General features: G+C 71.9%; 22 protein-coding genes. 3 read left to right on the top strand and 19 right to left on the bottom strand.

All coding sequences use genetic code 11. The features are described from left to right. Positions 1 to 77 precede the first annotated feature (77 nt). The 11 genes from EV671_RS26770 to EV671_RS13945 all read right to left on the bottom strand — a co-directional run bounded on the left by EV671_RS26770 (position 78) and on the right by EV671_RS13945 (position 12,888). Entirely contained in the window at positions 78 to 215 is a 138-nt protein-coding gene (locus EV671_RS26770; RefSeq protein ID WP_165917568.1) for a hypothetical protein, read from the bottom strand. Positions 216 to 901: 686 nt separating this feature from the next. Continuing rightward, positions 902 to 1,702, bottom strand: coding sequence for a class II glutamine amidotransferase (locus EV671_RS13990; protein ID WP_132572542.1), 801 nt, complete (start codon positions 1,700 to 1,702; stop codon positions 902 to 904). Positions 1,703 to 1,843: 141 nt separating this feature from the next. Further along, on the bottom strand, positions 1,844 to 2,491 hold the full coding sequence (locus EV671_RS13985; RefSeq protein ID WP_132572539.1) for a hypothetical protein: 648 nt from the start codon (positions 2,489 to 2,491) through the stop codon (positions 1,844 to 1,846). Continuing rightward, positions 2,488 to 3,969: an aspartate aminotransferase family protein gene (locus tag EV671_RS13980; RefSeq protein WP_132572536.1), complete on the bottom strand. Its 1,482-nt coding sequence runs from the start codon at positions 3,967 to 3,969 to the stop codon at positions 2,488 to 2,490. The genes EV671_RS13985 and EV671_RS13980 overlap by 4 nt, the downstream gene beginning before the upstream one ends. A gap of 22 nt (positions 3,970 to 3,991) precedes the next feature. Continuing rightward, a complete protein-coding gene (locus tag EV671_RS13975) occupies positions 3,992 to 4,642 on the bottom strand; it encodes a class II aldolase/adducin family protein (RefSeq protein ID WP_132572533.1) in 651 nt (216 codons plus the stop codon). Continuing rightward, complete coding sequence (locus EV671_RS13970; protein WP_132572530.1) at positions 4,639 to 6,255, bottom strand: xylulokinase; 1,617 nt, start codon at positions 6,253 to 6,255, stop codon at positions 4,639 to 4,641. Before EV671_RS13970 ends, EV671_RS13975 begins: the two co-directional genes overlap by 4 nt. Positions 6,256 to 6,302: 47 nt before the next feature. Next, entirely contained in the window at positions 6,303 to 7,457 is a 1,155-nt protein-coding gene (locus EV671_RS13965) for an MFS transporter (RefSeq protein WP_132572527.1), read from the bottom strand. After that, positions 7,454 to 8,725: an alanine racemase gene (locus tag EV671_RS13960; RefSeq protein ID WP_132572524.1), complete on the bottom strand. Its 1,272-nt coding sequence runs from the start codon at positions 8,723 to 8,725 to the stop codon at positions 7,454 to 7,456. The genes EV671_RS13965 and EV671_RS13960 overlap by 4 nt, the downstream gene beginning before the upstream one ends. Then, on the bottom strand, positions 8,718 to 10,100 hold the full coding sequence (locus tag EV671_RS13955; RefSeq protein ID WP_132572521.1) for a D-arabinono-1,4-lactone oxidase: 1,383 nt from the start codon (positions 10,098 to 10,100) through the stop codon (positions 8,718 to 8,720). The genes EV671_RS13960 and EV671_RS13955 overlap by 8 nt, the downstream gene beginning before the upstream one ends. Continuing rightward, entirely contained in the window at positions 10,097 to 10,474 is a 378-nt protein-coding gene (locus EV671_RS13950; protein ID WP_132572518.1) for a c-type cytochrome, read from the bottom strand. The genes EV671_RS13955 and EV671_RS13950 overlap by 4 nt, the downstream gene beginning before the upstream one ends. Continuing rightward, positions 10,474 to 12,888 (bottom strand): TonB-dependent receptor, encoded by a 2,415-nt coding sequence (locus EV671_RS13945; protein WP_165917567.1) that lies wholly within the window; start codon positions 12,886 to 12,888, stop codon positions 10,474 to 10,476. Before EV671_RS13945 ends, EV671_RS13950 begins: the two co-directional genes overlap by 1 nt. 89 nt (positions 12,889 to 12,977) lie before the next feature. Between EV671_RS13945 and EV671_RS13940 the strand changes: the two genes are divergently transcribed. Next, a complete protein-coding gene (locus tag EV671_RS13940; RefSeq protein ID WP_132572512.1) occupies positions 12,978 to 13,664 on the top strand; it encodes a TetR/AcrR family transcriptional regulator in 687 nt (228 codons plus the stop codon). Between the two features lie 15 nt (positions 13,665 to 13,679). Here the strand turns inward: EV671_RS13940 and EV671_RS13935 are convergent, their stop codons facing one another. Continuing rightward, positions 13,680 to 14,594, bottom strand: a complete 915-nt coding sequence (locus EV671_RS13935; RefSeq protein ID WP_132572509.1) for a LysR family transcriptional regulator — start codon at positions 14,592 to 14,594, stop codon at positions 13,680 to 13,682. 92 nt (positions 14,595 to 14,686) lie between these two features. Between EV671_RS13935 and EV671_RS13930 the strand changes: the two genes are divergently transcribed. After that, positions 14,687 to 15,616 (top strand): AEC family transporter, encoded by a 930-nt coding sequence (locus EV671_RS13930; RefSeq protein ID WP_132572506.1) that lies wholly within the window; start codon positions 14,687 to 14,689, stop codon positions 15,614 to 15,616. Positions 15,617 to 15,626: 10 nt separating this feature from the next. On the opposite strand, the gene aroQ is transcribed toward EV671_RS13930, so the two are convergent. From aroQ to EV671_RS13900, 6 genes are read right to left on the bottom strand one after another with little or no spacing between them, the layout of a single operon-like run. Beyond that, positions 15,627 to 16,064 (bottom strand): type II 3-dehydroquinate dehydratase, encoded by a 438-nt coding sequence (gene aroQ, locus EV671_RS13925; protein WP_132572503.1) that lies wholly within the window; start codon positions 16,062 to 16,064, stop codon positions 15,627 to 15,629. Beyond that, a complete protein-coding gene (locus tag EV671_RS13920) occupies positions 16,061 to 16,909 on the bottom strand; it encodes a shikimate dehydrogenase family protein (protein WP_132572500.1) in 849 nt (282 codons plus the stop codon). Before EV671_RS13920 ends, aroQ begins: the two co-directional genes overlap by 4 nt. 39 nt (positions 16,910 to 16,948) lie before the next feature. Beyond that, positions 16,949 to 18,358, bottom strand: coding sequence for an MFS transporter (locus tag EV671_RS13915; protein ID WP_132572497.1), 1,410 nt, complete (start codon positions 18,356 to 18,358; stop codon positions 16,949 to 16,951). A 54-nt stretch (positions 18,359 to 18,412) separates the two neighbouring features. Further along, on the bottom strand, positions 18,413 to 19,330 hold the full coding sequence (locus EV671_RS13910) for a sugar phosphate isomerase/epimerase family protein (RefSeq protein ID WP_132572494.1): 918 nt from the start codon (positions 19,328 to 19,330) through the stop codon (positions 18,413 to 18,415). 18 nt (positions 19,331 to 19,348) lie between these two features. Next, positions 19,349 to 20,233 carry a 4-hydroxyphenylpyruvate dioxygenase gene (locus EV671_RS13905; protein ID WP_132572491.1) on the bottom strand — a complete coding sequence of 295 codons (885 nt, stop codon included), beginning with the start codon at positions 20,231 to 20,233 and terminating at the stop codon, positions 19,349 to 19,351. A gap of 47 nt (positions 20,234 to 20,280) precedes the next feature. Next, positions 20,281 to 21,399, bottom strand: coding sequence for a porin (locus tag EV671_RS13900; protein WP_132572488.1), 1,119 nt, complete (start codon positions 21,397 to 21,399; stop codon positions 20,281 to 20,283). A gap of 331 nt (positions 21,400 to 21,730) precedes the next feature. Here EV671_RS13900 and EV671_RS13895 point away from each other — a divergent pair, with 331 nt between their 5' ends. Next, positions 21,731 to 22,489 carry an IclR family transcriptional regulator domain-containing protein gene (locus EV671_RS13895; RefSeq protein WP_132572485.1) on the top strand — a complete coding sequence of 253 codons (759 nt, stop codon included), beginning with the start codon at positions 21,731 to 21,733 and terminating at the stop codon, positions 22,487 to 22,489. A gap of 9 nt (positions 22,490 to 22,498) precedes the next feature. On the opposite strand, the gene EV671_RS13890 is transcribed toward EV671_RS13895, so the two are convergent. Further along, on the bottom strand, positions 22,499 to 23,335 hold the full coding sequence (locus tag EV671_RS13890) for a class III extradiol dioxygenase family protein (RefSeq protein WP_132572482.1): 837 nt from the start codon (positions 23,333 to 23,335) through the stop codon (positions 22,499 to 22,501). Positions 23,336 to 23,343: the final 8 nt, after the last annotated feature.

The raw sequence follows: 23,343 nt of genomic DNA, 5'->3' as shown, positions 1-23,343 counted from the left end.
CGCAGCACGCCCACCCACGGGTGCGTCGTCAACGTGAGTCGCGCCAGCTTCGGCAGGCTCAGCTCCTCGCAACCGGTTCAACGGCGCGTGCCGGGCCTGTCGACGAGCAGGCCCCAGGCCTGGTGCCGGGAGTGCTGGAGGGGCGGTCGAAGGGCGCGCCGGAACAGGCGGGTCATGAGGCTGGCGGCAACCAGGGATTGGCACTTGAAGTTCATCGGTATCTCCTGTGGCACTGGCGGAGAGACCGCTGTGCTCAAGCGAACACAGTCCTCCGCGGCGGTGCCGGGTTCTGAAGGGAAGTGAAAGGCGGGATGCGCAGAGGCGCGCGTCGGCGCCAACTAGGGTCTGGGTCCATGAGCCCTCCTGCCGATGTTGGAAACGGGCTGGCCGAGGCCGCTCAGCGGGCTGCCGCGTCCGCGCGCCTGGGCTGCGTCAACCAGAAGGCGCGAAGCCGGTGCGTGGGCCAGATGCTCGCGGCATCGATGCGGCTCCAGGGCGTTGCACCGGGCTTGAGCGATGGCGCATGCGCCGGCGTGCACAGCTGCGAACGAGGGTTGTGTTGATTCGACATGGGCGGTTTCCCGGGGCGAGGCCGGCACCACCGTGCATGCACGAGGCAGGTGAACGCATGCCGACCAGCGGCGCGCTCATGCGCACCCTGGGCCGGCAAGCTCAGTGAAACGATGGGGAAGCTAGCCCAGGAGTCGGGCTGGATGGGGCTCGGGCCGCTCAGGCCGAACGCCCGGGAGTCGGCGTCAGACGGCTGGGCAGCGGGCGGCCATCACGGCTCGCTTCGATTCACTGCAACAACTGGCACTGTCCACGCACGGGGCTCCGAAGTTTGGGTGACGGATTGTTGCACTGCAATATTGCAGGAGTCAACGACACCTCCGCCCCGCGTTCAAGCGGCGGCGCGGACCGCGACGCCTTCGCTGCGAAAGACGCAGTCGCCGCCCTCGAACACGCGCACCTCGCCGGGCGCGAAGGCATGCCAGGCCTCGCCGTGGGTCAGCGGCTCGGTGGAGACCAGGGCCATGCGGTCGGCCGGGCCGTTGACGGTCGCGAGGTCGACGCTGAGGTCGCCGTCGCGCAGGCTGACATGGCCGAAGGGCGGTCGGCGCAGCAGCCAGTGCAGGCGCGTGGACGCGTGGGCCAGCATCGAACGGCCGTCGGTCAGCAGCAGGTTGAAGCGGCCGTGCTCGGCGACCTGATGGATCCAGGGCGTCAGCGTCGCCGCGAGTTCGGGCCAGTCGGGCAGGTGGTTGCCGAAGTGCTGCTGCAGACGCTGCATCAGCCAGCAGAAGGCGCGCTCGCTGTCGGTCTGGCCGGCCGGCAGGAAGCTGCCGTCCAGTTCGGGGTGGAAGTCCTTCAGGTCGCCGTTGTGGGCGAAGACCCAGGTGCGGCCGGCGAAGCTGCGGCGAAAGGGATGGCAGTTCTCCATGGCGCGCACGCCCTGGGTGGCCTTGCGGATATGCGCCAAGATGTTGCGCACGCGCACCGGCTCCCGGCCCAGACGCTGGGCCAGTTCCGACTCGGCGGCCGGGCGGTCCTCGACGACGACGTCGCAGTGCTCGCCTGCGTGGAAGGCCACGCCCCAGCCATCGACATGGTCCGCCGTGCGCCCGCCGCGGGCGGCGAAGCCGCTCAGCGAGAAGGTGGCGGCGGCAGGCTGGCGGCTGTTGAGGGCGAAGAGCTCACACATTGGGCTAAGGCGGAAGCTGTCGATGCAGGTTGCAACGCCGCCAGTCTGAAGGCGGATGACAGATTCGCCAACGAAACTTCCGTCATGAGCTAATGCCGGGCCGGCAGAGCGTGCGTTTTGCGCATTGCAAGCGGTGTCCCTTCAGTAGCCCTGGCTCTCCTCGGGCAGTAGGCCTTGGCGGGTGCGCTCCCGCGCGCGTTGCTCGTCCTTCAACAGCCGGCGGTTGGCCACGTGGCGGACGATCCACGGCAGCGGCCTGAGCGGCCCGCCTGCCGCCAGGGCCAGCACATAGGCCTTGGCGCACTTCTCGAACAGCTCCGCGTTGAGCATCAGCCGCGTGGCCGTCATGCCCAGCACGAGGGCCCGGCCGTCGAGCATCAGCACGTTGGTGCCGCCGGCCAGCGCGGCGGGCAGCTGCCCGGCCGACTGCAGCGCGGCGGGCATGTGGCCGAGGTGGCGCACCTGCTCGTCGAAGACGCCGGGCATGCAGCCGCCGAAGTCCGCCAGGCGCAGGCCGAAGTCGCCGCCGCCGCTGGCCAGCGCGCAGACGTCATCGCGGCGGGCATAGACGAGGGCATGCAGGCCGGCCTCGCCGTCGGGCGGCCCGCGCCAGGCGATGCAGCGCGGCTCGGCGTCGTCCGCGGCACTGCCGAACCACATCGTGTCGGTGCCGGGGATGCGCAGCGACAGGCCCGGCCGTGCGCCGCCCAGCAGCTGCCTGGCGTCCAGCCGTTGGCGGGCTTGCTGCCACGCGGCGCGCAGCGCCTGATCGGTCGTTCCCGTCGTCATACCAGCGCGAACACGTCGTCGAAGCGGTTCAGCGCGTCGTCGATCACGTCGTCGGTGTCGGCCAGGCTGGTGTAGATGCGGCTGCCGGCCAGCGTGACGAGGCCGTGGGCGGTATAGGCCGCGCCCATCTCCTCCATCATGTGCTTGCGACGCCTGGCCTCGTCCTTCACCTTGAGCAGCTTCCACAGGCTGCTGGTGTCCAGCAGCAGCACGCCCGAGGTCTGCAGGTGCACGATGGAGCCCATGTTGTAGCTGACATAGGGCAGGCCGCGGCGGCGGATGATTTCGTCGAGGCCGCGGCGCAGCCGGTCGCCGGCCCGGCCGGCCCGCACCGCGGCGCCCGTGCGCTCGGCCTCCTGCAGCGCGTAGTAGCCGGCCGCACAGGACAGCGGGTTGGCCGACAGCGTGCCGCCGACGAAGGCCCGCCGCGACATGGTGCCGATGCCGCCGACCAGAGACATCATGATGTCCTTGCGGCCGCCGATCGCGCCGGCCATCGGGTAGCCGCCGGTCAGGCATTTGCCGAGCACGGTGATGTCCGGCGTGACGCCGAAATAGGCCTGCGCGCCGCCCATGCCGACGCGGAAACCCGTCACCACCTCGTCGAAGATCAGCAGCGCGCCGAACTCGTCGCACAGCGCGCGCACCTGGGCGTTGTAATCCCGGTGCACGGGGCGGGTGCCGCTCTCCGGCCCCAGCGGCTCCAGCAGCACGGCCGCGGTGCCCCCGCGCAGGCGGTTGATGCGCAGCCTGCGGCGCAGCGCCTCCAGATCGTTGGGCAGGCATTCCTGCGTGTGGGCGGTGGCGCCGCGCGGGATGCCGATGGCCTCCATGCGGCCGGTGTTGGGCAGGCGCATGCCATAGACGAGCTGGTCGCTCCAGCCGTGGTAGGCGCCGCCGATCTTGATGATCCACTTCTTGCGCGTGTAGGTGCGCGCCAGCCGCACCGCGCCCATCACCGCCTCGGTGCCCGAGCCCAGCACGCGCAGCATCTCGACGCCGGGCATATGCCTGCAGACCAGCTCCGCCAGCTTGACCTCGTACTCGTGCAGCAGGCCGGTCACCGGCCCGCAGCCGTCGAGCAGCTGGTTCACCTTCTCGCGCAGCACCGGGTGGTTGCTGCCCAGCAGCGTCGGGCCGCCGGCCTGCAGGAAGTCGATGTAGCGGTTGCCGTCGATGTCGGTCAGGTAGGCCCCCTCGGCCTGGGTGATGGCGAGCGGGAAGGGGTGGTTGAAGGCGAGGTTGTGCTGCACGCCACCTGGGATGACGGCCTTAGCCTGCTCGGCCACGCGCCTGGAGCCGGCGCATTTCTCGTCGAACCAGCGCAGCACCTTGGGCATCGCGTCGGCGCGGATCGGCCGCATCGGCTGGTTCACGAGCTCCGCCAGGCGGCGGTAGAGATCGTCGACATCGGGCCAGGCGGAGATGGCCGGGCCGGCGAGGTCGGCGGCGCAAGGATTGGGGGCAGGCGTGCTCATGGCGGTCTTGGGGTACGGGAATTCAGGGGTGGGGAGGCTGGGTCAGCAGTTCGCTCACGCGCTGCAGCGCCGGTGCGGCGCCGGGCTCGGCCGCCGCGCGGGCGGCGATGCGCGCGGCGAGCAGGCCGCGGGCCAGCGTCTCGAGGTCGTCGACGGCCTGCATGGCGGCGGCGCTGTCGCGGCCGCAGCACAGGATGCCGTGGTTGCGCATCAGGTAGGCATTGCCGCCGGGGCGCAGCGTGCGCGCGAGCCTGGCGGCCAGCAGGCCGCTGCCCGATGGCGCATAACCGGCAATCCGAACGGCGTCGCCCAGCGATGCGCGCAGCGCGGGCGGCACGGCCAGCTCGCGCCCGAGCAGGGCGCAGGCGCTGGCGACGGGCTGGTGGGTGTGGATGCTGCAGCCCATGTCGGGGCGGGCCCTGAGCAGCTGGGCGTGCAGGCCGCTTTCCACCGACGGCGCGCGCTCGCCGTCCACGGTCGCGAGGTCCTGCAGCCGCAGCACGCAGACATCGGCCGCGCCCATCGCGTGGTAGTCCAGCGCCGAGGGGGTCACGGCCACATGCGCGGCGTCCAGGCGCAGCATGATGTTGCCGCCGGTGCCCGCGAAATAGCCGCGGCGGGACAGCTCCAGGCAGAGCTCGACGACATGCTGGCGTTGGGCTTGGAATTTCATGGGGTGGGGGCCTCGGGCGCGTGGTCGGGCGTGTTCAGGCGCTGGTAGAGCGGTGCCAGGCGCCGGTGCACTTCCTTGAAGGTCTCGAACTGGTCGGCATGGAGTTGACGCAGCGCGTGCCTGGGCTCGTGGACGCAGCGGCTGCGGCGCAGCGCGGGGAGATCGGCGAAGCCCAGCTCGCCCAGGCCGATGCCGGCCAGGAAGCCGGCGCCGATGGCATTGGCCTGGATGGGGCTCTCGAGCTGGCGGATGGGCCGGCCGGTGACGTCCGCGATGATCTGGCACCACACCTCGCTCTGCGCGCCGCCGCCCACCGCCACGATGGCGCCGGTGTCGCGGCCCAGCAGGCGCGTGAAGGGCTCCAGCATCCAGCGCGTGTTCAGGGCCACGCCTTCGAGGAAGGCGCGGAAGATGTCCTCGCGCGAATGCTCCAGCGACAGGTTGACCAGGCCGGCGCGCAGCCGCGGGTCGTCGACCGGCGTGCGCTCGCCGAGCAGCCAGGGCATGTAGATCAGGCCGCGCGCGCCGGGCGGCACCTGGGCCGCGATGCGGCTGAGCGCGTCGTAGACGGCGGGGTGCTCCTCGTCGCTGGCGAGCTCGTCGGGGTGGTAGAGGATGCGGTCGCGCAGGAAGGACAGGTTGGCGCCGGCGGTGGACTGCAGCGCCATCGCCAGATAGCGCCCCTGCACCGCGCAGGGCACCGCCGCGATCTTGTGGCGCAGATCCGTCTTCATGAACGGCAGATGGGCGCCCAGCCAAGAGGAGGTGCCGAGGTAGAGATGCGTCTCGTAGTCGCTCACCGCGGCGCCCACGGCGACGGCGGAGTTGTCCATCGCGCCGGCCACGACCCGGGTGGCCGGGTCCAGCCCGAGCGCGTCGGCCACCGCGGGCAGCAGGGTGCCGATGACGTCGGTGGACTTGACCAGCTCCGGCAGTTTCTCGGCGGCTACGCCCAGCTGCCGGATCAGGCCGGCGTCGTAGCGCACATGGGAAGCGTCGCGGTTGTCGGTGACCCAGGCCGTCAGGATGGAGTCCTGCGTCGCGCAGAGGCGCCCGCACAGGCGCAGGTTGAGATAGTCCAGCGCGTTGAGGAATTTGTGGGTGCGTTCGTAGACCGCGGGCGCCTCGTCGCGCACCCAGGCGATGTGGCCGGCCGAGTCGCGCCCGGTGCCGGAGGGCGCGCCGCCCGTCAGGCGCAGCCAGCGCCACAGCTTCAGCGGGCCGTAGCCCTCGATGTTGAAGAGGCGGCCGCGCGCGCGGCGCCGGATCGCCGCGGCGCCGCGCGAATCCAGCCAGCTGATGGCGGGCGCCAGGGGCTCGCCGGCGCGGTCCACGCAGACCGTGACTTCGGCCTGCGTGGACGCGCACACGGCCACCACGCGGCGGCGCCGGGCCGCGTCGCCCGCCAGCAGCTCGCCCGCCGCGCCCAGGAAGGCGGCCCACCACTCATGCGGGTCCTGCTCGGCCAGGGCGCCCTGCACCCGCAGCGCCACCGGGCGGAAGGCCCAGGCGTGCACCGCGCCGTCCAGCGTCACCAGCGCGCATTTGCAGCCCGAGGTGCCGAGGTCGATCGCCAGCACATAGCGGTTGTCAGCCGAAGCCTGCGTTGTCATATCTATAGCTATATTTCTGGGCGAAGGCATGTCAGCGGATGGCGCTGTTATGGCTGGGCAAGTGCCGTGGCCCGACGACGCGTGGGCAGGGCCAGCGCCAGCACGGCGGCCGCGGCGAAGGCCGCGCTGACCAGGGGCACCGACGCGGCCTGCTCGCCGTCGACGACGAAGGAGGCCGCCAGCGGCCCGCAGGCGATGCCGAACAGTTGCGCGGCCGGGATCAGCGAGCCGACGCGGCCGCTGGCATCGACACCGAAGGCCGCCCCCATCTGGAAGGGCGCGATGAACAGCCAGGTGAAGGTGAAGGCCGCGCAGAGTGCCGCGAACGCGAGCGTGGCGCCGCCGGCCGTCTGGCGCACCGCCAGCGCCGTGGCCAGCAGCACCGCCGAACCCGCGATCAGCGTGGCGCGGCCCGGCAGCCGGCGCGCCAGCATCGAGCCGGTGCTGCCGCCCAGCACCTGCATCAGCAGGCCGGCCGAGATCAGCGTCTGCACCGCCGGCGCCGTGAAGCCGGCGCTCTTGCCCAGCGGTTCGACATAGGCCCAGAACGAGCCCAGCGCCGCCAGCTGCAGGAAGGCCACGACCAGCGGCAGCGCCGTGCGCCACGACCAGGCGAAACCGCTGGCCGATGCCGGCGGCAGCGGCGCCAGCGCCTTCGGCAGCACCCAGGCCAGCAGGGCCGGCAGCAGCATCAGCGCGGCGATCAGCGTGAACGCGCCCGACCAGCCCCGGGCCGGCACCACGAGCTGGGCCAGCAGCAGGCCCACCGACGCCTGGGCCAGGGTCTGCACGACGAAGAAGACGCCCGCCATACGATCGGGCTGGCCCGAGCGCACGATGACGGCGGTGGCGGCCCACACCATCAGGCCCTCGGCCGTGCCGGCGCCGGCGCGCACGAGGCAGAAGCCCAGGTCGCCATCGGCCCGCAGCGTCGCCAGGTCCAGCGCTGCGGCCAAGAGTGCCGCGAGGGCCGTCACGCCGCGCAGGCGCGAGAGCGGCTGCAGCAGGTCGCCCAGCAGCACGCCCAGGCCGAGCGCGACGATCTCGGCCATCGCCACCAGGCCGGCGCCCTCGAGGCTGACCCGCCTGGCCTCGATCAGCTCGCCCAGCAGCAGGGGCTGCAGGCCCAGCACCAGCAGCGCGAACGAGCCCACGGCCACCGCCGTGAAGACGGTGCCGGCGCGGATGGGCTGCGGCCTCATGCCGAGGCCGGCAGCACCGGCCAGCTGCCGCTGATGCGTTCGCCGTCGAACAGCAGCAGGTCGCCGAACTGCAGCAGCACGGCCTCGCTCTGCAGCGGCCGGAAGAAGACATGGTCGTCGGGCCTCAGTTCGACGCGCTCCGAGGCCACCATCACCTGCTGGTTGCTGGAGTGGCCGTAAAGGCCGCTCGGCCGCAGGCCCGGCGGCGAGACCGGCTCGGCCAGCCAATGGCCGCCGTGGATGGCGACGGCGCGCGCCTGGTTGCGGTCCCAGGCCGAAGCGGCAGCGGACAGCCACGTCGCGCCCTCGGGCAACCGGAAGCGCGGCCAGCTCTTCAGCACCGGCGTGGCGATGAAGGCGGCGGGCTGCAGGTCGGCCAGCAGTGGCTTGTCGAAGTCCAGCGGCAGCAGCGCGGCCGAGCCCACCGAGACCTCGTTGGCGACGCCCCGGCCGTCGTGCAGGCGGAAGGTGGGCGAGCCGGCGGTGTTCAGCGTCAGGCCCTCGCGCCGCTGCGGGCCGAGCGCGGCCCCGGCGGCGGCCCAGGCCGCCTGCCAGCGGCGCTGCAGGTCATCCCAGGCATGGGCGCGCATGCCCGGCAGATCGGGCAGGGCGGCCACATGGGCGTCGTAGCCCATGAAGCCCGACCAGTGCAGCGCCGGCGCGGCGCGCAGCGCGGCCAGCGCCTGGCCGATCGCGTCGGCGTCCTCGAAGCCGCCGCGGTGCAGGCCCACGTCGATCTCGAGGTTCAGGCGCAGGTCCTGGTGGCGGTGCTCGGCGAGCTGGCGGTACTGGGCCAGGCGCTCGGGCGTGTCGACCAGCCATTCGATGCCGCTGCCCACGTCGGCCGGCAGCGCCGCCAGCACCTGGGCCGCGGCGGCCACCGGCAGGGGCTTGCCGAGCAGCGCCTGGGCCTGGGGCCGCGCGCCCAGCAGCTGCTGCAGCTGGGCCGCGTTGAAGGCCATCACGCGCGGGCTGGCCCAGGCCCGCGCCAGCTCGTCCATCAGCGGCAGGCTGGGCAGGCTCTTCAGCACGCCGCGCAGCGGCATGCCGGTGCGCGCGGTGTGCTGGCCGATGGCGGCGAGGTTGGCGCGCAGCCGCGGCAGGTCGATGACCATGCGGGCCTGGGCGACGCCGGCCTCGCGCAGGGCCTGGCTCAGGCGCTGGAAATAGGCTGGGTGCGGGCCACCCTGCACGGCCGGGCGGGCCAGCCAGGCGGCCAGCGGCGTGGCGACGGCGGCGCCGAGCAGGATGCGACGGCGGCTAGCCATGGGCGGCTCCGAACAACTGCGCGAGATGGACGTTGAGCAGGCGGTCCTGCGGGTCGAGTCGGCGGCGCAGCGCCTGGAAGTCGGCGAAGCGCGGGTACAGCGCGGCCAGCTGCGGCGCGGCCAGGTCGTGCAGCTTGCCCCAGTGGGGGCGGCCGCCATGGTGGCGGAATACCGGGCCGAGCTCGCCGATCAGGTAGTCGTGCGCCTCGCCCTGGGCGGCGTGGCAGGCCACCGAGCAGCTGTCGCGGCCGTGGAAGGGGCTGAGCCAGGCACCGTCGCCCTTGACGTAGCGGAACTCGATCGGGAAGAAGACCTCGTTGCGGCGCTCCAGCGTCTGCACGATCTCGCGCAGGCAGGCCACGCCCTGCTCGCGCGGCAGGTGGTATTCGCTCTCGTTGAAGCGGGTCGGGCGCACGGTGCTGAGCAGCCGCCACGACCAGTCCTGCGCGGCCTCCGGGTGGGCGCGGCGGACCAACTGGGCGGCCGTCCAGCGGCGCAGCTCGGGCCAACGGCCCAGCCAGTCGCGCAGCTTGCGCAGGTCGGCCAGCAGGTCCTCGTCGTCCGTGTGCAGCGGCTCGGCGGCGCCCGGCGCCACCTCGGCATGCGTGATGGCCGCGCCATAGCCGGTGAAGGGCAGCACGAACATCTCGAAGTGGCGGTGGCTGCGCGCCAGCTCGGGGGCCTGCGCGAGCAGCTCCTCGGTGGGCGCGACCCAGACGCGGCGGCGCAGCATGTAGCGCGGCCGCACGGCCAGCGTGAACTCGCTGACGACGCCCAGCGCGCCGAGCGAGACCTGGGCGGCGGCGAGCAGGTCGGCGTCGCGCTCGGCCGTGATCTCCAGCACCTCGCCGGCCGGCGTGACCAGGCGCAGGCCCCGCACATGGGCATGCAGGGCGGGCAGCTCGGCGCCGGTGCCGTGGGTGCCGGTGGCCAGTGCGCCGGCCAGGCTCTGCACGTCGATGTCGGGCTGGTTGTGCAGGGCCAAGCCCTCGGCGTCGAGCAGTCGCGCGAGCTGGCCCAGCCGCGTGCCGGCCCGCACCCGCACCAGGCCGCGCGCCTTGTCGACGGCCACCAGGCCGCTGAGCCGGTCCAGCGCCACCAGGCTGCCCGGCGTGGGCACCAGGGCCGTGAAGGAATGGCCGGCGCCGACGCAGCGCAGCGGCCCCGTGCTCCTGGGCAGCAGCCGGGCCAGCTCGGCCTCGTCGGCCGGCAGCAGCCACTGGCTGGGCTGGCAGCGCGCGCTGCCCGACCAGTTCTGCCAGGCGCGTGCCGGCGCGGGTGCCGATGCGGCTTGGCCGGGCTGGGCGTGGGCGGGCAGCTGGGTGGCCAGGCCGAGGGCCGCGGCGCCCTTGAGCCAGTCTCGACGTTGGGTCATGGCTTGTTGGCCGCAGGGGCGGCGCTCATGAAGAGGATGAGTTGGCGCAGTTCGGCCTCGCTGCAGTCGGCGCACAGGCCCATGGCGGGCATGCCGCCCAGGCCGTCGCGGGCGCTGGCGAGCAGGCCGTCCAGTCCCTTGGCCAGGCGCGGTGCCCAGGCGGCCGTGTCGCCGGTGGCGGGTGCGCCGCTGCCGGGGCGGCCGTGGCAGAGCAGGCAGGAGCGTTCGTAGGCGGCGGCCAGGCGGGTGTCGGCCGGGCGTAGGGCCTCGACCTCGGCGGCCGTGAGGGCGGCCGGCGGCGCGCTCCTGGCGCCGCAGCCGCACAGCAGCGTGAGCGCGAGCGGGGCGAGCAGCGTGAGAACGGTGAGGCGCATCAGTAGCTGACCCGCAGTTCGAGCGCGGCGCTGCGGCCGTTGCTCAGCGTGGCGTAGCCGCTGCCCAGCGGGGCGGCCTCGTACCAGAGCTTGTGCACATAGCGGCGGTTCTGCATATTGGCCACCAGCAGGGCCAGGCCCCAGGCGCGGTCGGCGCTGTCCCAGCCGAGGCGGCCGTCCAGGCGGGTGCGCGGGCCGCCGACCCGGAAGCTGGCCGTCGTCAGGCATTCGCCCTGCACGACGGACTCGGGGTTGCAGCGCTGGGCGCTCTGGTAGGCCGCTTGCAGGCTGGTGCCGACGCGGCCGCCTAAGGCCGCGAAGCCCCAGTCCACGCCCACGCTGGCGCGGGCCTTCGGTGTGCCGACCGGCAGGCCGGCGAGATCCTCGCCGCTGCTGGCGCGGCCATGGCGGTAGGTCTGGTTCAGCAGCTCCAGCACGCCGCTCAGGCGCAGCGCCGGGCTGAGCTGCCAGCGCGTCTCGAGGTCCAGGCCGGTGGCGCGCTGGTCGCTGATCGTGACCTGGTAGGCCGGGATGCTGCCGGGCGTGGCGGCCGGCACGAGCTGCAGGGTCTGCAGGTTGTCGAAGCGGTACTGGAACAGCGCGGCGCCCCAGCTCAGGCCCTGGGCCGGCCACTGGCCCTTGAGGCCGAGTTCGAGATTGGTCACATGCTCGGGCTGGTAGCTGGAGGCCACCTGCAGGGTGTTGAAGCCGCCTGCCTGGTAGCCGCGGGTCAGCGAGGCATAGACCATCAGGTCACGGTCGTAGCGGTGGTCCAGCACCAGGCGCGGGCTGGTGTCGGTCCAGCTCTTGTGCAGCTGCAGCGGTGCGGTCGAGGCGCCGTCGGTAGCGATCAGCGCGTTCTGGTGCAGGGCGGCCTGCAGCTGGGCGGCCTGGCCGGCGTCGAGGGCGCCGGCGGCGACCAGCGTCGGGAAGAGGTCGGCCGCGTCCAGGGCCTGCAGCCGGGCGTCGAGGCCGGCGGCCTCGCGCAGCGGGTTGAACCAGCTGAAGCGCTTGTCGTCGCGCGTGATGCGCAGGCCGGTGGTGAGCCGGGTGGACGGGCTGAGGTGCCAGATCACGTCGCCGTAGACGGCCTGGGCGCGGTTCCGGGCGACGTTGCTCATACGCTCTTCCCAGGGCTGGCCCAGCAGGTCGACGCCGCTCAGGCCGACCGCCGCAGCCAGCTGGTTGACCGTGCTGAACAACGGCTGGCCGAGCAGGTTGCCGCTCAGCGTGTCGAGGCTGGTGGTGGTCGCATCGACCAGGGCCGTCTGGGTGGCGTGCTCGTCGAAGAAGCTGACGCCGGCCAGCCATTCGGCCGCGCCCTGCCTGCCGGTCAGGCGGAACTCCTGCTGCCAGCTGCGGTTGCCCTCGATATTGGTGGTGGACAGGTAGACGGCCGGGTTGTTGCTGCCGTCGTTGTCCTGGCGGTTCAGGCTGCTGAAGTGGCGGTAGGCCGTCGTCGAGCTGAACTCGGCCCAGGGCAGGCTGTGCTCGATGTGCAGCGTCACGCCGTCGAAGTCGCGCCGCTCGCGGTCGCCGGCCACGTCGTTCAGCAGCGGCGCGTGCAGCGGGTCCAGATAGCTGGCCGGGTCGGCCGGGAAGGCCGGGGCCGTGCCGGCGGCGACGGCCTTGACGAGGCCGACGGCCGGGCGGGCGCGCTGGTTCAGCTTCTCGTGCTCGTAGCTCAGCACGGCCTGGGTGTCGGCGTCGGGCTGCAGGCGCAGCGCGAGGCGGGCGCCCCAGGCGTTGTCGCCGCCGGCGCGCTGGCCGGTGGCGGCGTCGCGCAGCTCGCCGTCGGAGCGGCGCGCGACGACGCTGGCGCGCAGCGCCAGGCTCTCGCCCAGCGGCTGGTTGACGATGGCCTCGGCCTGGCGCAGGCCATGCTCGCCCAGGCGCAGCAGCGCGCTGCCGCTGCGGCGGAACTCGGGCTCCTGGGTCACGACGGCGATGGCGCCGCCGGCGCTGTTGCGGCCGAACAGCGTGCCCTGCGGGCCCTTGAGCACCTCGATGCGCTTGACGTCGTTGAAGTTCAGCAGGGCACCGCCGGTCTTGCCGGTGTAGACCCCGTCCACATAGATGCCCACCGGCGAGTCGGTGCCGATGCCGAAGTCCGAGGTGCCGATGCCGCGCAGCGACATGCGCGGCTGCGTCGGCTGGTTGGCATCCACCTCCAGGCCGGGGATGTGGGCATCGAGGTCGGCCAGGTTGGCCGCGCCCAGCTTGCGCACCTGCTCGGCCCCCAGCACCTGGATCGCGATCGGCACCGACTGCAGCTGCTGGCTGCGCCCCTGGCCCGTGACGACCACGGCCTCCAGCTGCTGGGGCGCATCGCCCGGCTGGGTCTGGGCCTGGGCGCACGCGGCCAGCACGGACAGGGCGAGCGCGCTGAGGCGCGGGCTGCGAGGACGGGTCACGGCGGTCTCCTTGCTTGTGAATATAGCGATGACTATAGTTATGCCGGGACCCGCGGTGATCGGGTGAATCCCGAAGCTAGACTCGACCGATGCCCACCCCTTCGTCCAGCAAGCCACGCGCCAGATCTGCCCCCGCCGCGGTGCGGCCCGACGTGGCGCCGAAGAAGGCGCCGACGCAGTCACGCGCGGTCGAGACCTATGAGCGCATCCTGGCCACGGCGGCCGCGCTGCTGGGGGAGGTCGGCATCGAGAGGCTGTCGACCAACCTGATCTGCAAGCGCCTGGGCCTCACGCCGCCGGCGCTCTACCAGTACTTCCCCAACAAGTACGCCATCCTCCACGAGCTGGGGCAGCGCCTGATGCTGAGGCAGAACGAGCTGCTGGAGCCCTGGGCCACGCCGGCCACGATGGCCCTGCCCGAGGCCCGCTTCGCGCGCAGCATGGCCGAGATGTTCCTCGAGACGGTGCGCCTGACCGAGCAGATGCCGGCCGGCGTCTGGGTCACGCGGGCGCTGCGCGCGGTGCCCTCGCTGCAGGATGTGCGCAACCGCTCGCACGATCAGGTGACCGAGCTGCTGCTGGGCGCCTTCCTGGCGGCCCACCCGGCGGTCGACGCGGCGCGCGCCCGCCTGTGCATCCGCCTCGCCATCGACGCGCTCTACGCGGCCCAGGAGCTGCTGTTCGACGACCCGACGCAACTGCCCGAGGCCGTGGCCGACGTGATGTCGGAGATGGTGGCCGGCCAGCTGGCGCGGCTGCGGCGCAGTGCGGCTTAGGTCGGCAGCGCTTCTCTAGCGTCGCCCCGCCGTGAAGAGCTCGGCCACGAGGGCGCGCAACCAGCGGTGGCCGGGTTCTTCGTGATAGCGCGCATGCCAGTGCTGCCTGACGTCGAAGCCCTGGATGCCGAGCGGGCAGCCCAGCACCGCGAGGCCGCTCATCTGGGCCAGGGTCTCGCCGATGTGGCGCGGCAGCGTGGCGATCAGGTCGGTGCCGGAAATGATGGCACCCAGGCCCAGGAAGCCGGGCAGCTCCAGCAGCACGCGGCGCTCGACGCCCTGGGCGGTCAGCGCCGCCTCCAGCAGGTCCTGGCCGGTGCCTGCCGCAATCGTGACGTGGGCCTCCGCGCGGTAGCGCGCCAGTGACAGCGTGCGGCGGATGCGCGGGTGGGCCGCGTTCGCCAGGCAGATCCAGTCCTGGGCGTAGAGGGTCTGCTGGTAGATGCCCGAGGCCAGCCAGGGCGCGTAGCCCAGGGCCAGGTCGGCCTCGCCGCTGGCCAGGGCCCGGGCCACGCCCTCGTCCATGCGGGCCGCCTCCAGGCGCACCTGCGGGGCCTCGGCGCGCACGCGCGCGAGCAGGGCGGGCAGCAGCGTCACATGGCTGGCGTCGGTCATGCAGATGCGGTAGCGCCGCCGGGCCGTGGCCGGGTCGAAGGCCGGCTGCACGGCGGCCAGGCGGCGCAGGCCTTCCAGCACTTCGCGGGCCGGGCCGATCAGTGCGTCGGCGCGCGGCGTCGGCGCCATGCCTGCCGGCGTGCGCACGAACAGCGCGTCACCGAGCTGGCGGCGCAGACGCTGCAGCCAGATGCTGATGGTGGGCTGGGAAAGGCCCATGGCCTCGGCGCTGCGCGTGACGCTGCGGCAGCCGTAGAGCACATCGAAGAGCTGCAGCAGCCTGGGGTCGAGCAGCTCGGGCAGTGTCTCGTTCATTGCGGATTTCAATGTGTGTATCGGCATCATTGCATTGCCAAGGTCCCGACCTCTCCCTATCTTGGCGGGCCCTCGCTTCGCCGCCCCTGCCCATGCTCGCCACCCTGGCCCTGACCGGGCCCGTCTACCTGCTGATCGCCGCCGGCTATGTCGCCGTGCGGGCCGGCGTCTTCACCCAGATCGAGCTGCGCGTGCTGGGGCGTTTCGTCATCCAGCTCGCGCTGCCGGCCCTGCTGTTCAAGTCGCTGTCCCAGAGCCCGCGGCCAGACGGGCCCGAGGGCTTGTACCTGCTGGCCTATGCAGGCGGCTCGCTGGCGTCGCTGGCCCTCGTGAGTACCTGGGCCCGTCGATGGCGCGGCCAGTCGCCAGCGGCGGCGGCGCTGTCGGGCCTGGGCGCGGCGGCCTCCAACAGCGGGCTGATCGGCTACCCCATCGTCGCGCAATGGCTGGGGCCGACGGCCGGCGTGGGCCTGGCCCTGTGCATGCTGGTCGAGAACCTGCTCGTCATCCCGCTGGGCCTGGCGCTGGCCGACCGCGGCGCCGAGAAGCTGCCCTGGCATCGCGTGCTGATGCAGGCCGCGGCGGGCTGGGCCCGCCACCCGATGATCATCGCCATCGTGCTGGGCTTCGGCAGCGCGATGGCGGGCTGGGCGCCGCCGGACTGGCTGGCGCGGGCGGTGAACATCCTCGCCGCCGCGGCCTCGCCCGTGGCCCTGTTCGTCATCGGCGGCTCGCTGCTGGGCGTGCGGCTGCAGGGGCAGCGCCAGGATATCGCCGGCGTCGCGCTGGCCAAGCTGCTGCTGCACCCGGCCTGCGTGCTGCTGGCGCTGTGGCTGCTGCCGCCGCTGCCGGCGCCGCTGCGCTCGGCCGCCGTGCTGTTCGCGGCCATGCCGATGCTGAGCATCTATCCGCTGGTGGCGATGAAGCAGGGCCTGGAAGGGCGCAGCGCGGCCATGCTGCTGTGCGCCACCGTCGCGGCCTTCGTGACGATCAGCGGCTGGATGTGGGCGCTGCAAGGCTGAGCCGGCGGCGTCAGTCCAGTGCGCTGGCGGCCGCACGCAACGCCAGCAGATAGCTGTCCACGCCGAAGCCGCAGATCTGGCCGCGCACGATGTCGGCGAACACCGAATGGTGGCGGAAGGCCTCGCGGGCGTGGATGTTGGACATGTGCAGCTCGACGATGGGGCAGGGCAGCATCGCGAGCGCGTCGCGGATGCCGTAGCTGTAGTGCGTCCAGGCGCCGGCGTTGATCAGCACGGCGTCCGTGCCCTCGCGCAGGGCCTGGTGGATGCGCTCCACCATCGCGCCTTCGGCGTTGCTCTGGAAGCTCTGCACCGCCACGCCCAGTTCGGCAGCCAGGGCCTGCAGCCGGGCGTCGATGTCGGCCAGCGTGGCGCTGCCGTAGTGGGCCGGGTCGCGCCGGCCGAACATGTCGTGGTTGATGCCGTGCAGCATCAGGATCTGCTTCATGCCGCCTCCTCGGCGAGATCGAAGCGGGCCGCAGCGCGCAGCTCCTCGGGCGTGGCGCTGCCGTAGCCGAAGAACTCCAGGTAGGCCGGGATCATCTCGAACAGCATGTCCTTGCCCTGCTGCACGGCGCAGCCGCGCGCCAGCGCGGCGGCCAGCAGCGGCGTGATGTCCTGGCGCATGACGACCTCGCCCACCATGGTCTGCGGGGAGACTCTCGCCATGTCGAAAGGCAGTGGGTCGCCGTCGCGCATGCCCAGCGGCGTCGCGTTGACGATGAGGTCGAATCCCGCGGGGTCGTTGCCGCCCACCGCCACCTGCAGCGCCGGGTGGTGCTGGCGCAGGCGCTCGGCCAGGCTTTGCGCGGCGGCCTCGCGGCTGTCGTGCAGTTGCATGGCGGCAGCCCCGGCGGCGGCCAGCGATGCCGCGATGGCCGAGCCCACGCCGCCGGCGCCGCTGACGAGCACGCGGCGGCCACGCGGGTCGAAGCCCTTGCGCTGCACGCCGCGCACGAAGCCGGCGCCGTCGAACTGGTCGCCCAGCAGGCTGCCGTCGGCGCGGCGCAGCACGGCGTTGCAGGCGCCGGCCACCCGCGCGGCCGGCGTCAGCTCGTCCACCAGCTCCATCACGGCGACCTTGTGCGGCATCGTGATGAGGGCGCCGCGCAGATTGGTCAGGTGGCGCAGGCCGCGGAAGGTCGCCGCGAAGTGCTCGGCCTTGACGCCGAAGGGCACCACGACGGCGTCGATGCCGCGCTGCTCGAACCAGGGGTTGTAGATCATGGGTGACTTGAACGTCCCGGTCGGAAAACCGATGTGGGCGACAAGCTCCGTCGTGCCGGTGATCACAGCGAATCTCCTTGCGTACTGCTGCTTAAGGCTGGGGAATCAGGTGAACATCCGCGAGCCCTGCGAACGCATCACGGACTGGCGGCGCATGCGCTCATAGTCCTGCTGCGGCACCGGCTTGGCGTCGCGGCGGCCCAGGTCGTCGATGCGCACGCGGAAGGTCTCGCGGGCCGTGAAGGCCGCCGCTGCGGCGATGGCGGTGACGCCGAAGGCGATGGCGCCGACGATCCAGGGGATGCCCTCGGCTCCAGGCGGCGCAACGGTGGCGAACAGCGCCGGCAGCATCGCGGTGATCATCGTGCCGATGTTCTGCGCGATGGCCATGGCCGACACGCGGCTGCGGGTCGGGAAGAGCTCGGGGTAGAAGCTCGGGAAGATCGCGTTGTAGCCCTGGTAGACGACGCCCCACATCAGCAGCGAGAGCACGAGGGCCAGCGGCACGCTGTGGATGCTGATCGCGTAGAGGTAGGCGAAGGACAACAGGCCCGACAGCAGCGAGCCGCCGATGATGAGGGGCCGGCGGCCGATCTTGTCCGACCAGTTGCCGACGAAGGGGATGACGATGACGGCCAGCACATTGCCCAGCACCGGGATCCACAGGTAGACGGACTTGTCGAAGCCGATGCCGTAGCCGGGCTGCACCGCATAGGCCGCGCCGAAGATGGTCGTCACGACCGGGATCACGTTCATCAGCGCCATGCAGATGACGCGCAGCATGTCGGGCCAGCTCTCGGCGATGGCCTGCAGCACGGGCGGGCGCTCGCGCTCGCCGCGCGACTCCTGGCGTGCGAAGGCTGGCGTCTCCTGCACCTCGCGGCGGATGTAGTAGCCGGCCACGATGACGAGGAAGCTCAGCAGGAAGGGGACGCGCCAGCCCCAGCTGTTGAAGTCCTCCTTGGGCAGGAAGGCGGCCAGCGGCAGGAACACGGCGGCGGCCAGGATCTGGCCGGCCTGCACGCCCTGCAGCGTGAAGCTGGCGAAGAAGCCGCGCCGGCCGAAGGGCGCGTGCTCCAGGATCATGGAGCTGGCGCCGGAGATCTCGCCGGCGACGGCGAAGCCCTGGATCAGGCGCAGCACGACCAGCAGGGCCGGCGCGAGCAGGCCCACCTGGCCATAGGTGGGAAGCAGGCCCACGGCCATCGTCGACAGACCCATCAGCACCATGCACAGGATCAGCACATTCTTGCGGCCGTGGGTGTCGCCCCAGTGGCCCAGCACGAAGGCGCCGATGGGCCGCGCGACATAGCCCACGCCATAGGTGGCCAGCGACGCCACGATGGCGATCTGCGGGTTGCCCGACGGGAAGAACAGCTGGGGGAAGACCAGCGAGGCGGCGGTGGCGTAGATGAAGAAGTCGTAGTACTCCAGCACCGAGCCTATCCAGCCGCTGGCCGTGGCCTTCTTGACCTGGGGAATCCCGCCAGGCTCGTGGTCCTTGTCTGTCGTCATGGTGTCTGTCTCCTGATGTGTATTCGACGTGTGTCGTTGTGGAAATGGAAGGGTTCAGGCCGCGGCCCGCAGGCGCGGCGCGCCGGGCAGGGGCACGCCGCGGCGCAGCACCTCCTCGGCCAGCCACAGCGCGCTGGCATGGGCGCGCGCGGCTACATAGGGCAGGGGCAGCTGCTGGTAGTCGTCGTTGAAGACCTCGAAGCTGTAGTCGCCGCGATAGCCCAGCGCGTCGAGGCGGCGCACGAGGGTGGCCAGTGCCTGGCTGTGCACGCCCTCGCCGGGGAAGACGCGGAAGTGCCGCGCGGTCTCGATGCGCTCCTCGGGCGTGCGCGTCTGCTGCCACATGAAATCGGCCAGCTGCACAAGAAAGATCTTGGCGGGGTCGATGTCCTCCAGCACGGCCAGCGGCGTGTCGGTGGCGAAGATGTGATACGAGTCGACGCCGAGGCCCAGGTTGGGAAAGTCGGCCTCCTCGACGATGGACCAGGCCGCATCGACCTCGTTGACATGTCGGCCCCAGGACAGCGCCTCGTAGGCCACGCGGATGCCGTGGGGCAGGGCCAGCAGGGCCAGCTTGCGCAGGTCGCGCACCAGCGTCGCGCGCTCGCCGCTGGCATGCGGCGACGTGGAGCTGCAGGCCAGCAGCACGCGGGCGCCCAGCGCGCTGGCCATGGCGATCATCTGCTTGGCGATGTCGACCTTGTAGTCGTGCAGATGGCCGGACAGGCCCTCGAAGTCGCGCAGCACCTGGAAGCCGGTGACGCGCAGGCCGCTGGCGCGCACGGCGGCGACGGCGGCCTCCATGCCCTGCGGATGGCCGACGATGTCGCGCGCGGCCAGCATGATCTGGCTGAAGCCGCCGGCGCGTGCGGCCGCGAGCTTGGCCTCCAGCGGGCCGGCCAGCGTGATGGTGTCGATGCCGAAGTCGGCGATGTGGGCCGAGGCGCGCACCGGCGAGGTGTAGGGCTGCATGGCGGCTCCCGGTGTGGTTCAGCGCGGCTCGCGCACGAGTTCGAAGGCCGGGCCCAGGTCGCTGGGCGTCGTCAGTGCGCCGAGGCGGGCATCCTGTGCGGCCGCTGCGGGCCGGGCGAAGTCCACGCCGCGCCGGCCCAGCTCGGCCACGGTGGCGGGCACGTCTGCGCAGGCGAAGGCCAGGCGCTCCAGGTATTCGTCGCCGGCCGGGTCGGGCCAGGCGTCCGGCGCCGGCTCGATGAGCTGCCAGTACAGCCGCCCGCAGGGGCTGGCCAGGATGCAGCCGCGCGGCAGCACGCCGAAATGGTGGTCGGCCGGCAGCTCGGCGAAGCCGAACAGCTCGCGGTAGAAGGCGATCCAGTCGGCCATGCGGTCGGGGCCGATGTACTGCACCAGGCCGAAGAAGCGCAGGCCGCCCAGGGCCGCGGGCCGCGGGTCCACGGTCGGGATGGGGATGAAGTCGACGTCGTAGATCGAGAAGTCGCCACAGCGGTCGACGAAGTAGATGCGGCTGTCGCCGACGCCATGGATGGCCGGGATGTTCAGCTCCATCACCTCGACCCGCGTGGGCAGGCCCCAGGCACCGAGCTCCAGCACGCGCCGGTAGGCCCGGCCGGCGTCGCGAACCCGCAGCGCCACCGCAGCCAGCGCGGCCGTGTCGGGCAGCGGCGGCTGTTCGGGGTCGCGATGGGCGTTGACGATGATGTTCATGTCGCCCTGGCGGTAGAGCAGCACCTCGCGCGAGCGGTGCCGGGCGACGGGCCGGAAGCCCAGCCGCTCCAGGCTCTGGCCGAAGGTCTGCGGCTTGGCGGTCGCGTATTCGACGAACTCGATGCCCTGCAGGGCCAGCGGGTTGTCGGGGTGGGCCAGCGCCTCGCGCGGGTCGACGTGGGTCGCGGTCATGGGAGGTCTCCGGGGCCCGCGCGACGGCTGCCGCGCGGGTGGTCGCGTCAGAAGCGGTGGACGATGCCGAGCTGCAGGCCGTTGATCGTGCGGCCGTTGATGTCGCCGGGCGTCGTGAAGGTGGTCTTCAGGCCCGCGGAGCCGGCCGGGCGCCAGCCGCCGTTGCTGTCGTTGCGCTGCGTGTCCAGCAGGGCCAGCAGCATGGTGCGCTTGGACAGGTCGTAATAGGCTCCGATGGAGCCGCCGCTGCCGCCCCGGCCGCGGCCCGACTTGTCGTCGATCTTGCCCCACAGCGCGCCGACGCGCAGCTGCTGGCTGAGCTGGTAGTCCACCGACAGCTGCAGGATGCCGTAGAAGTTGTTCAGGTCGGCATTGCTGCCGGCGTTGTAGCCACCGACGTTGCCGAGGATGGTGCCGGCGTTGTTGCTGACGGCGGTGGCGGTGTTGTTGTTGCTTCGCAGATAGGCGAGGTAGACCGTGCCCTTGCCGTACATCCAGTTGGCGTAGAGGTTGTCGTAGACCACGTCCTTGTTGACGCTGGCGCCCGCTTGCGGGCGGCCGCGCAGGCCCAGATAGCCCAGGCGGTAGCTGTCGCTCGCGTAGTCCAGTGCCAGCTGGTAGACCAGGGCGCGGTCGCCGCTCGGCAGCTCGGGCAGCGCGACATGCGCCTCCACCTGCAGGCCGCCCATGCGCGGCGAGATGTAGCCGAAGTCGTTGTCGTAGCGCGAGGGCACGCCGAAGTTGTTGATGACCGAGCCCAGCGTGCGGGCCGTGTAGTCGATGTAGCCGCCGCGCGTCTGGATGGGGCCGTTCTGGCGGCCCAGGCGCACTTCGCCGTAGTCCTTGCTGGCCAGGCCCACCCAGGCCTGGCGGTCCCAGAAGCGGGTGCTGTCGGCCTGGGTGCCGGTGTCGGCACTGAAGCCGCCCTCCATCTGGAACTTGGCGGCCAGGCCGCCGCCGAGGTCCTCGGTCCCGCGCACGCCGAAGCGGCTGCGCAGCCAGGCGCCGTCCTCCAGGCTCTTGACGGTGGCGCCCGAGCTGCTGCGCATGTAGTTGGCGTACTGGTCGATCACGCCGTAGAGCGTGACGCCGCTCGACTGGGCCTGGGCCGCACCGAAGGCGGCGAGGGCGCTGGCGGCAGCCAGGGTGCGAAAGATGCTGGGCATTGCTTGTCTCCTTGTCGTTATCGGGCCCCACCGCGGAGCCCCTGGGTCTCGTGAAACTCCGGCCAAGGCTTCGCCCCGACCCGGGCCACGTGGTGGTGGCGCCGGGTTGTGGATACGGTCCTGGCGGCGGGGTGGCCCGGTGCGGCGTCATGCCGCGATCGCGGGTTCTGGCGGGCGGCCTGAAGCTGCCTGCTTGGATGCAACGATAGGTTGACCACCCCCGACCAACAAGGCGCAAACGAGCGATGTGCGCGATAATCGCGCACTATGCGCGCAGCGGATTCGAAGCTCGGGTTTGCACTGGGGTGCGCGGCAACAGCGAGGGGCGGCGATGGAGATCCAGCGCAAGGACGTGATCGACGGCCTGGGCAAGGGCCTGCAGGTCATTGAGGCTTTCGACCAGGACCATCCGCGGCTGACCGCCTCGGAGACGGCCGAGCAGGTCGGCATCACGCGCACGGCGGCGCGGCGCTATCTGCTCAGCCTCGTGCATTTCGGCTATGCGCAGACCGACGGCAAGCGCTTCTGGCTGCTGCCGCGCGTGCTGCGCCTGGGGCAGAGCTATCTGCAGGCGGCGCGGCTGCCGCGCGTGATCCAGCCCTTCCTGCAGCGCCTGGCGACCGAGTGCCAGGAGAACTTCAGCTTCGGCGTGCTCGACGGGCACGAGGTGGTCTATGTCGTGCGCAGCAACAACCCGAGGTTGATCACGATCGGCTTCCCGGTCGGCGCAAGGGTGCCGGCCCATGTCCTGACGCTGGGCATCGCCATCCTGTCAACCAAGACCGACGCCTGGCTTGACGCCTGGACCGCCGAGCACGAGTTCGGCGCGTTCACGCCCTACACCGTGACCGACCCCGGCGAATTCCTGCGCATCGTGCGCCGCGCGCGCGAGCTGGGCTACTGGGTCACCGAGCAGCAGTACACGCCGGGCCTGCGCGGCATCGCCGTGCCGGTGAAGGACCGCAAGGGCGCCTGCGTCGGCGCGATCGGCACGACGGTGCCGATGCAGCCGCTGAGCCGCGATGAGTCCATCGAACGCCTGCTGCCCAAGCTCAACGACGTCGTGGAGATCCTGCGTGACGTGATCTGAGCCGCCGGCTCAGACGGGCTCCAGCAACATCAGGCCCGAGGCCGTGTTCGAGATCGGGATGTGGTAGTTGCGGTGCAGGCAGCGCACGGGGCCGCCCAGCGCTGCCCGCGTGGCCAGCCACATCAGCAGCTCGACGCCTTGCGTGCCGGCCTTCTCCACGAGTTCGGGGATGCTGAACTGCGCGGCCCAGGCCGGGTCGTCGACGAGGCTGTCCATGAAGCGCAGGTCGAACTCGGGGTTGATGTGGCCGGCGCGCTCGCCGTCGAGCTGGTGGGACAGGCCGCCGGTGCCGAGCACGGCCACGCGCTGGTCGGACTTCCAGCCGCGGATCGCATCGCCCACGGCCGCGCCCAGCGCCAGGCAGCGGCGCGCCGACGGCAGCGGGAACTGCACGGTGTTGATGCAGACCGGCACGATGCGCACCGGCCAGACCTGGCCGGGCCAGAGCACGGCCATGGGCAGGGACACGGCGTGGTCGACGCGCATCTCCTGGCAGCTCGTGACGTCGAAGTCGCGGGCGACGAGCTGGTCGATCAGATGCCAGGACAGGTCCAGGTCGCCGTCGAAGCCGGGCAGCGGCGGCAGGTCCCAGCCCTCGTCGCCGGTCTCGTAGCGCGGCGCGGCACCGACCGCGAAGGTGGGCATCTTGTCGAGGAAGAAGTTCAGGCCGTGGTCGTTGTAGAACACGACGAGCACGTCGGGCCTGTTCGCCTCGAGCCAGGCGTGCACCGGCAGGTAGGCGTCGAAGAAGGGCTTCCAGTAGGGCTGGTCCTGGCTGTTGCGCGCGAGCGCGCGGCCGATGGCCGGGACGTGGGAAGTGGTGATGCCGCCGATGAGCTTGGCCATGGTGGAGG

It is taken from the genome of Roseateles saccharophilus (genome assembly GCF_004342485.1).
GTDB lineage: Bacteria > Pseudomonadota > Gammaproteobacteria > Burkholderiales > Burkholderiaceae_C > Pelomonas > Pelomonas saccharophila.
Note: the sequence above shows the minus strand (reverse complement) of the source record. Positions and strands in the feature narration are given on the sequence as shown.

Excerpts from the sequence above, each read along its gene's own strand:
- EV671_RS13985 (WP_132572539.1), bottom strand. The coding sequence starts at position 2,491 with ATGACGACGGGAACGACCGATCAGGCGCTGCGCGCCGCGTGGCAGCAA.
- EV671_RS13910 (WP_132572494.1), bottom strand. The coding sequence starts at position 19,330 with ATGCAGCCCTACACCTCGCCGGTGCGCGCCTCGGCCCACATCGCCGAC.
- EV671_RS13970 (WP_132572530.1), bottom strand. The coding sequence starts at position 6,255 with ATGACAACGCAGGCTTCGGCTGACAACCGCTATGTGCTGGCGATCGAC.
- EV671_RS13955 (WP_132572521.1), bottom strand. The coding sequence starts at position 10,100 with ATGACCCAACGTCGAGACTGGCTCAAGGGCGCCGCGGCCCTCGGCCTG.
- EV671_RS13975 (WP_132572533.1), bottom strand. The coding sequence starts at position 4,642 with ATGAAATTCCAAGCCCAACGCCAGCATGTCGTCGAGCTCTGCCTGGAG.
- EV671_RS13905 (WP_132572491.1), bottom strand. The coding sequence starts at position 20,233 with ATGACCGCGACCCACGTCGACCCGCGCGAGGCGCTGGCCCACCCCGAC.
- EV671_RS13980 (WP_132572536.1), bottom strand. The coding sequence starts at position 3,969 with ATGAGCACGCCTGCCCCCAATCCTTGCGCCGCCGACCTCGCCGGCCCG.
- EV671_RS13890 (WP_132572482.1), bottom strand. The coding sequence starts at position 23,335 with ATGGCCAAGCTCATCGGCGGCATCACCACTTCCCACGTCCCGGCCATC.
- aroQ (WP_132572503.1), bottom strand. The coding sequence starts at position 16,064 with ATGAAGCAGATCCTGATGCTGCACGGCATCAACCACGACATGTTCGGC.
- EV671_RS13960 (WP_132572524.1), bottom strand. The coding sequence starts at position 8,725 with ATGGCTAGCCGCCGTCGCATCCTGCTCGGCGCCGCCGTCGCCACGCCG.
- EV671_RS13940 (WP_132572512.1), top strand. The coding sequence starts at position 12,978 with ATGCCCACCCCTTCGTCCAGCAAGCCACGCGCCAGATCTGCCCCCGCC.
- EV671_RS13965 (WP_132572527.1), bottom strand. The coding sequence starts at position 7,457 with ATGAGGCCGCAGCCCATCCGCGCCGGCACCGTCTTCACGGCGGTGGCC.
- EV671_RS13895 (WP_132572485.1), top strand. The coding sequence starts at position 21,731 with ATGGAGATCCAGCGCAAGGACGTGATCGACGGCCTGGGCAAGGGCCTG.
- EV671_RS13935 (WP_132572509.1), bottom strand. The coding sequence starts at position 14,594 with ATGAACGAGACACTGCCCGAGCTGCTCGACCCCAGGCTGCTGCAGCTC.
- EV671_RS13915 (WP_132572497.1), bottom strand. The coding sequence starts at position 18,358 with ATGACGACAGACAAGGACCACGAGCCTGGCGGGATTCCCCAGGTCAAG.
- EV671_RS26770 (WP_165917568.1), bottom strand. The coding sequence starts at position 215 with ATGAACTTCAAGTGCCAATCCCTGGTTGCCGCCAGCCTCATGACCCGC.
- EV671_RS13990 (WP_132572542.1), bottom strand. The coding sequence starts at position 1,702 with ATGTGTGAGCTCTTCGCCCTCAACAGCCGCCAGCCTGCCGCCGCCACC.
- EV671_RS13900 (WP_132572488.1), bottom strand. The coding sequence starts at position 21,399 with ATGCCCAGCATCTTTCGCACCCTGGCTGCCGCCAGCGCCCTCGCCGCC.
- EV671_RS13950 (WP_132572518.1), bottom strand. The coding sequence starts at position 10,474 with ATGCGCCTCACCGTTCTCACGCTGCTCGCCCCGCTCGCGCTCACGCTG.
- EV671_RS13930 (WP_132572506.1), top strand. The coding sequence starts at position 14,687 with ATGCTCGCCACCCTGGCCCTGACCGGGCCCGTCTACCTGCTGATCGCC.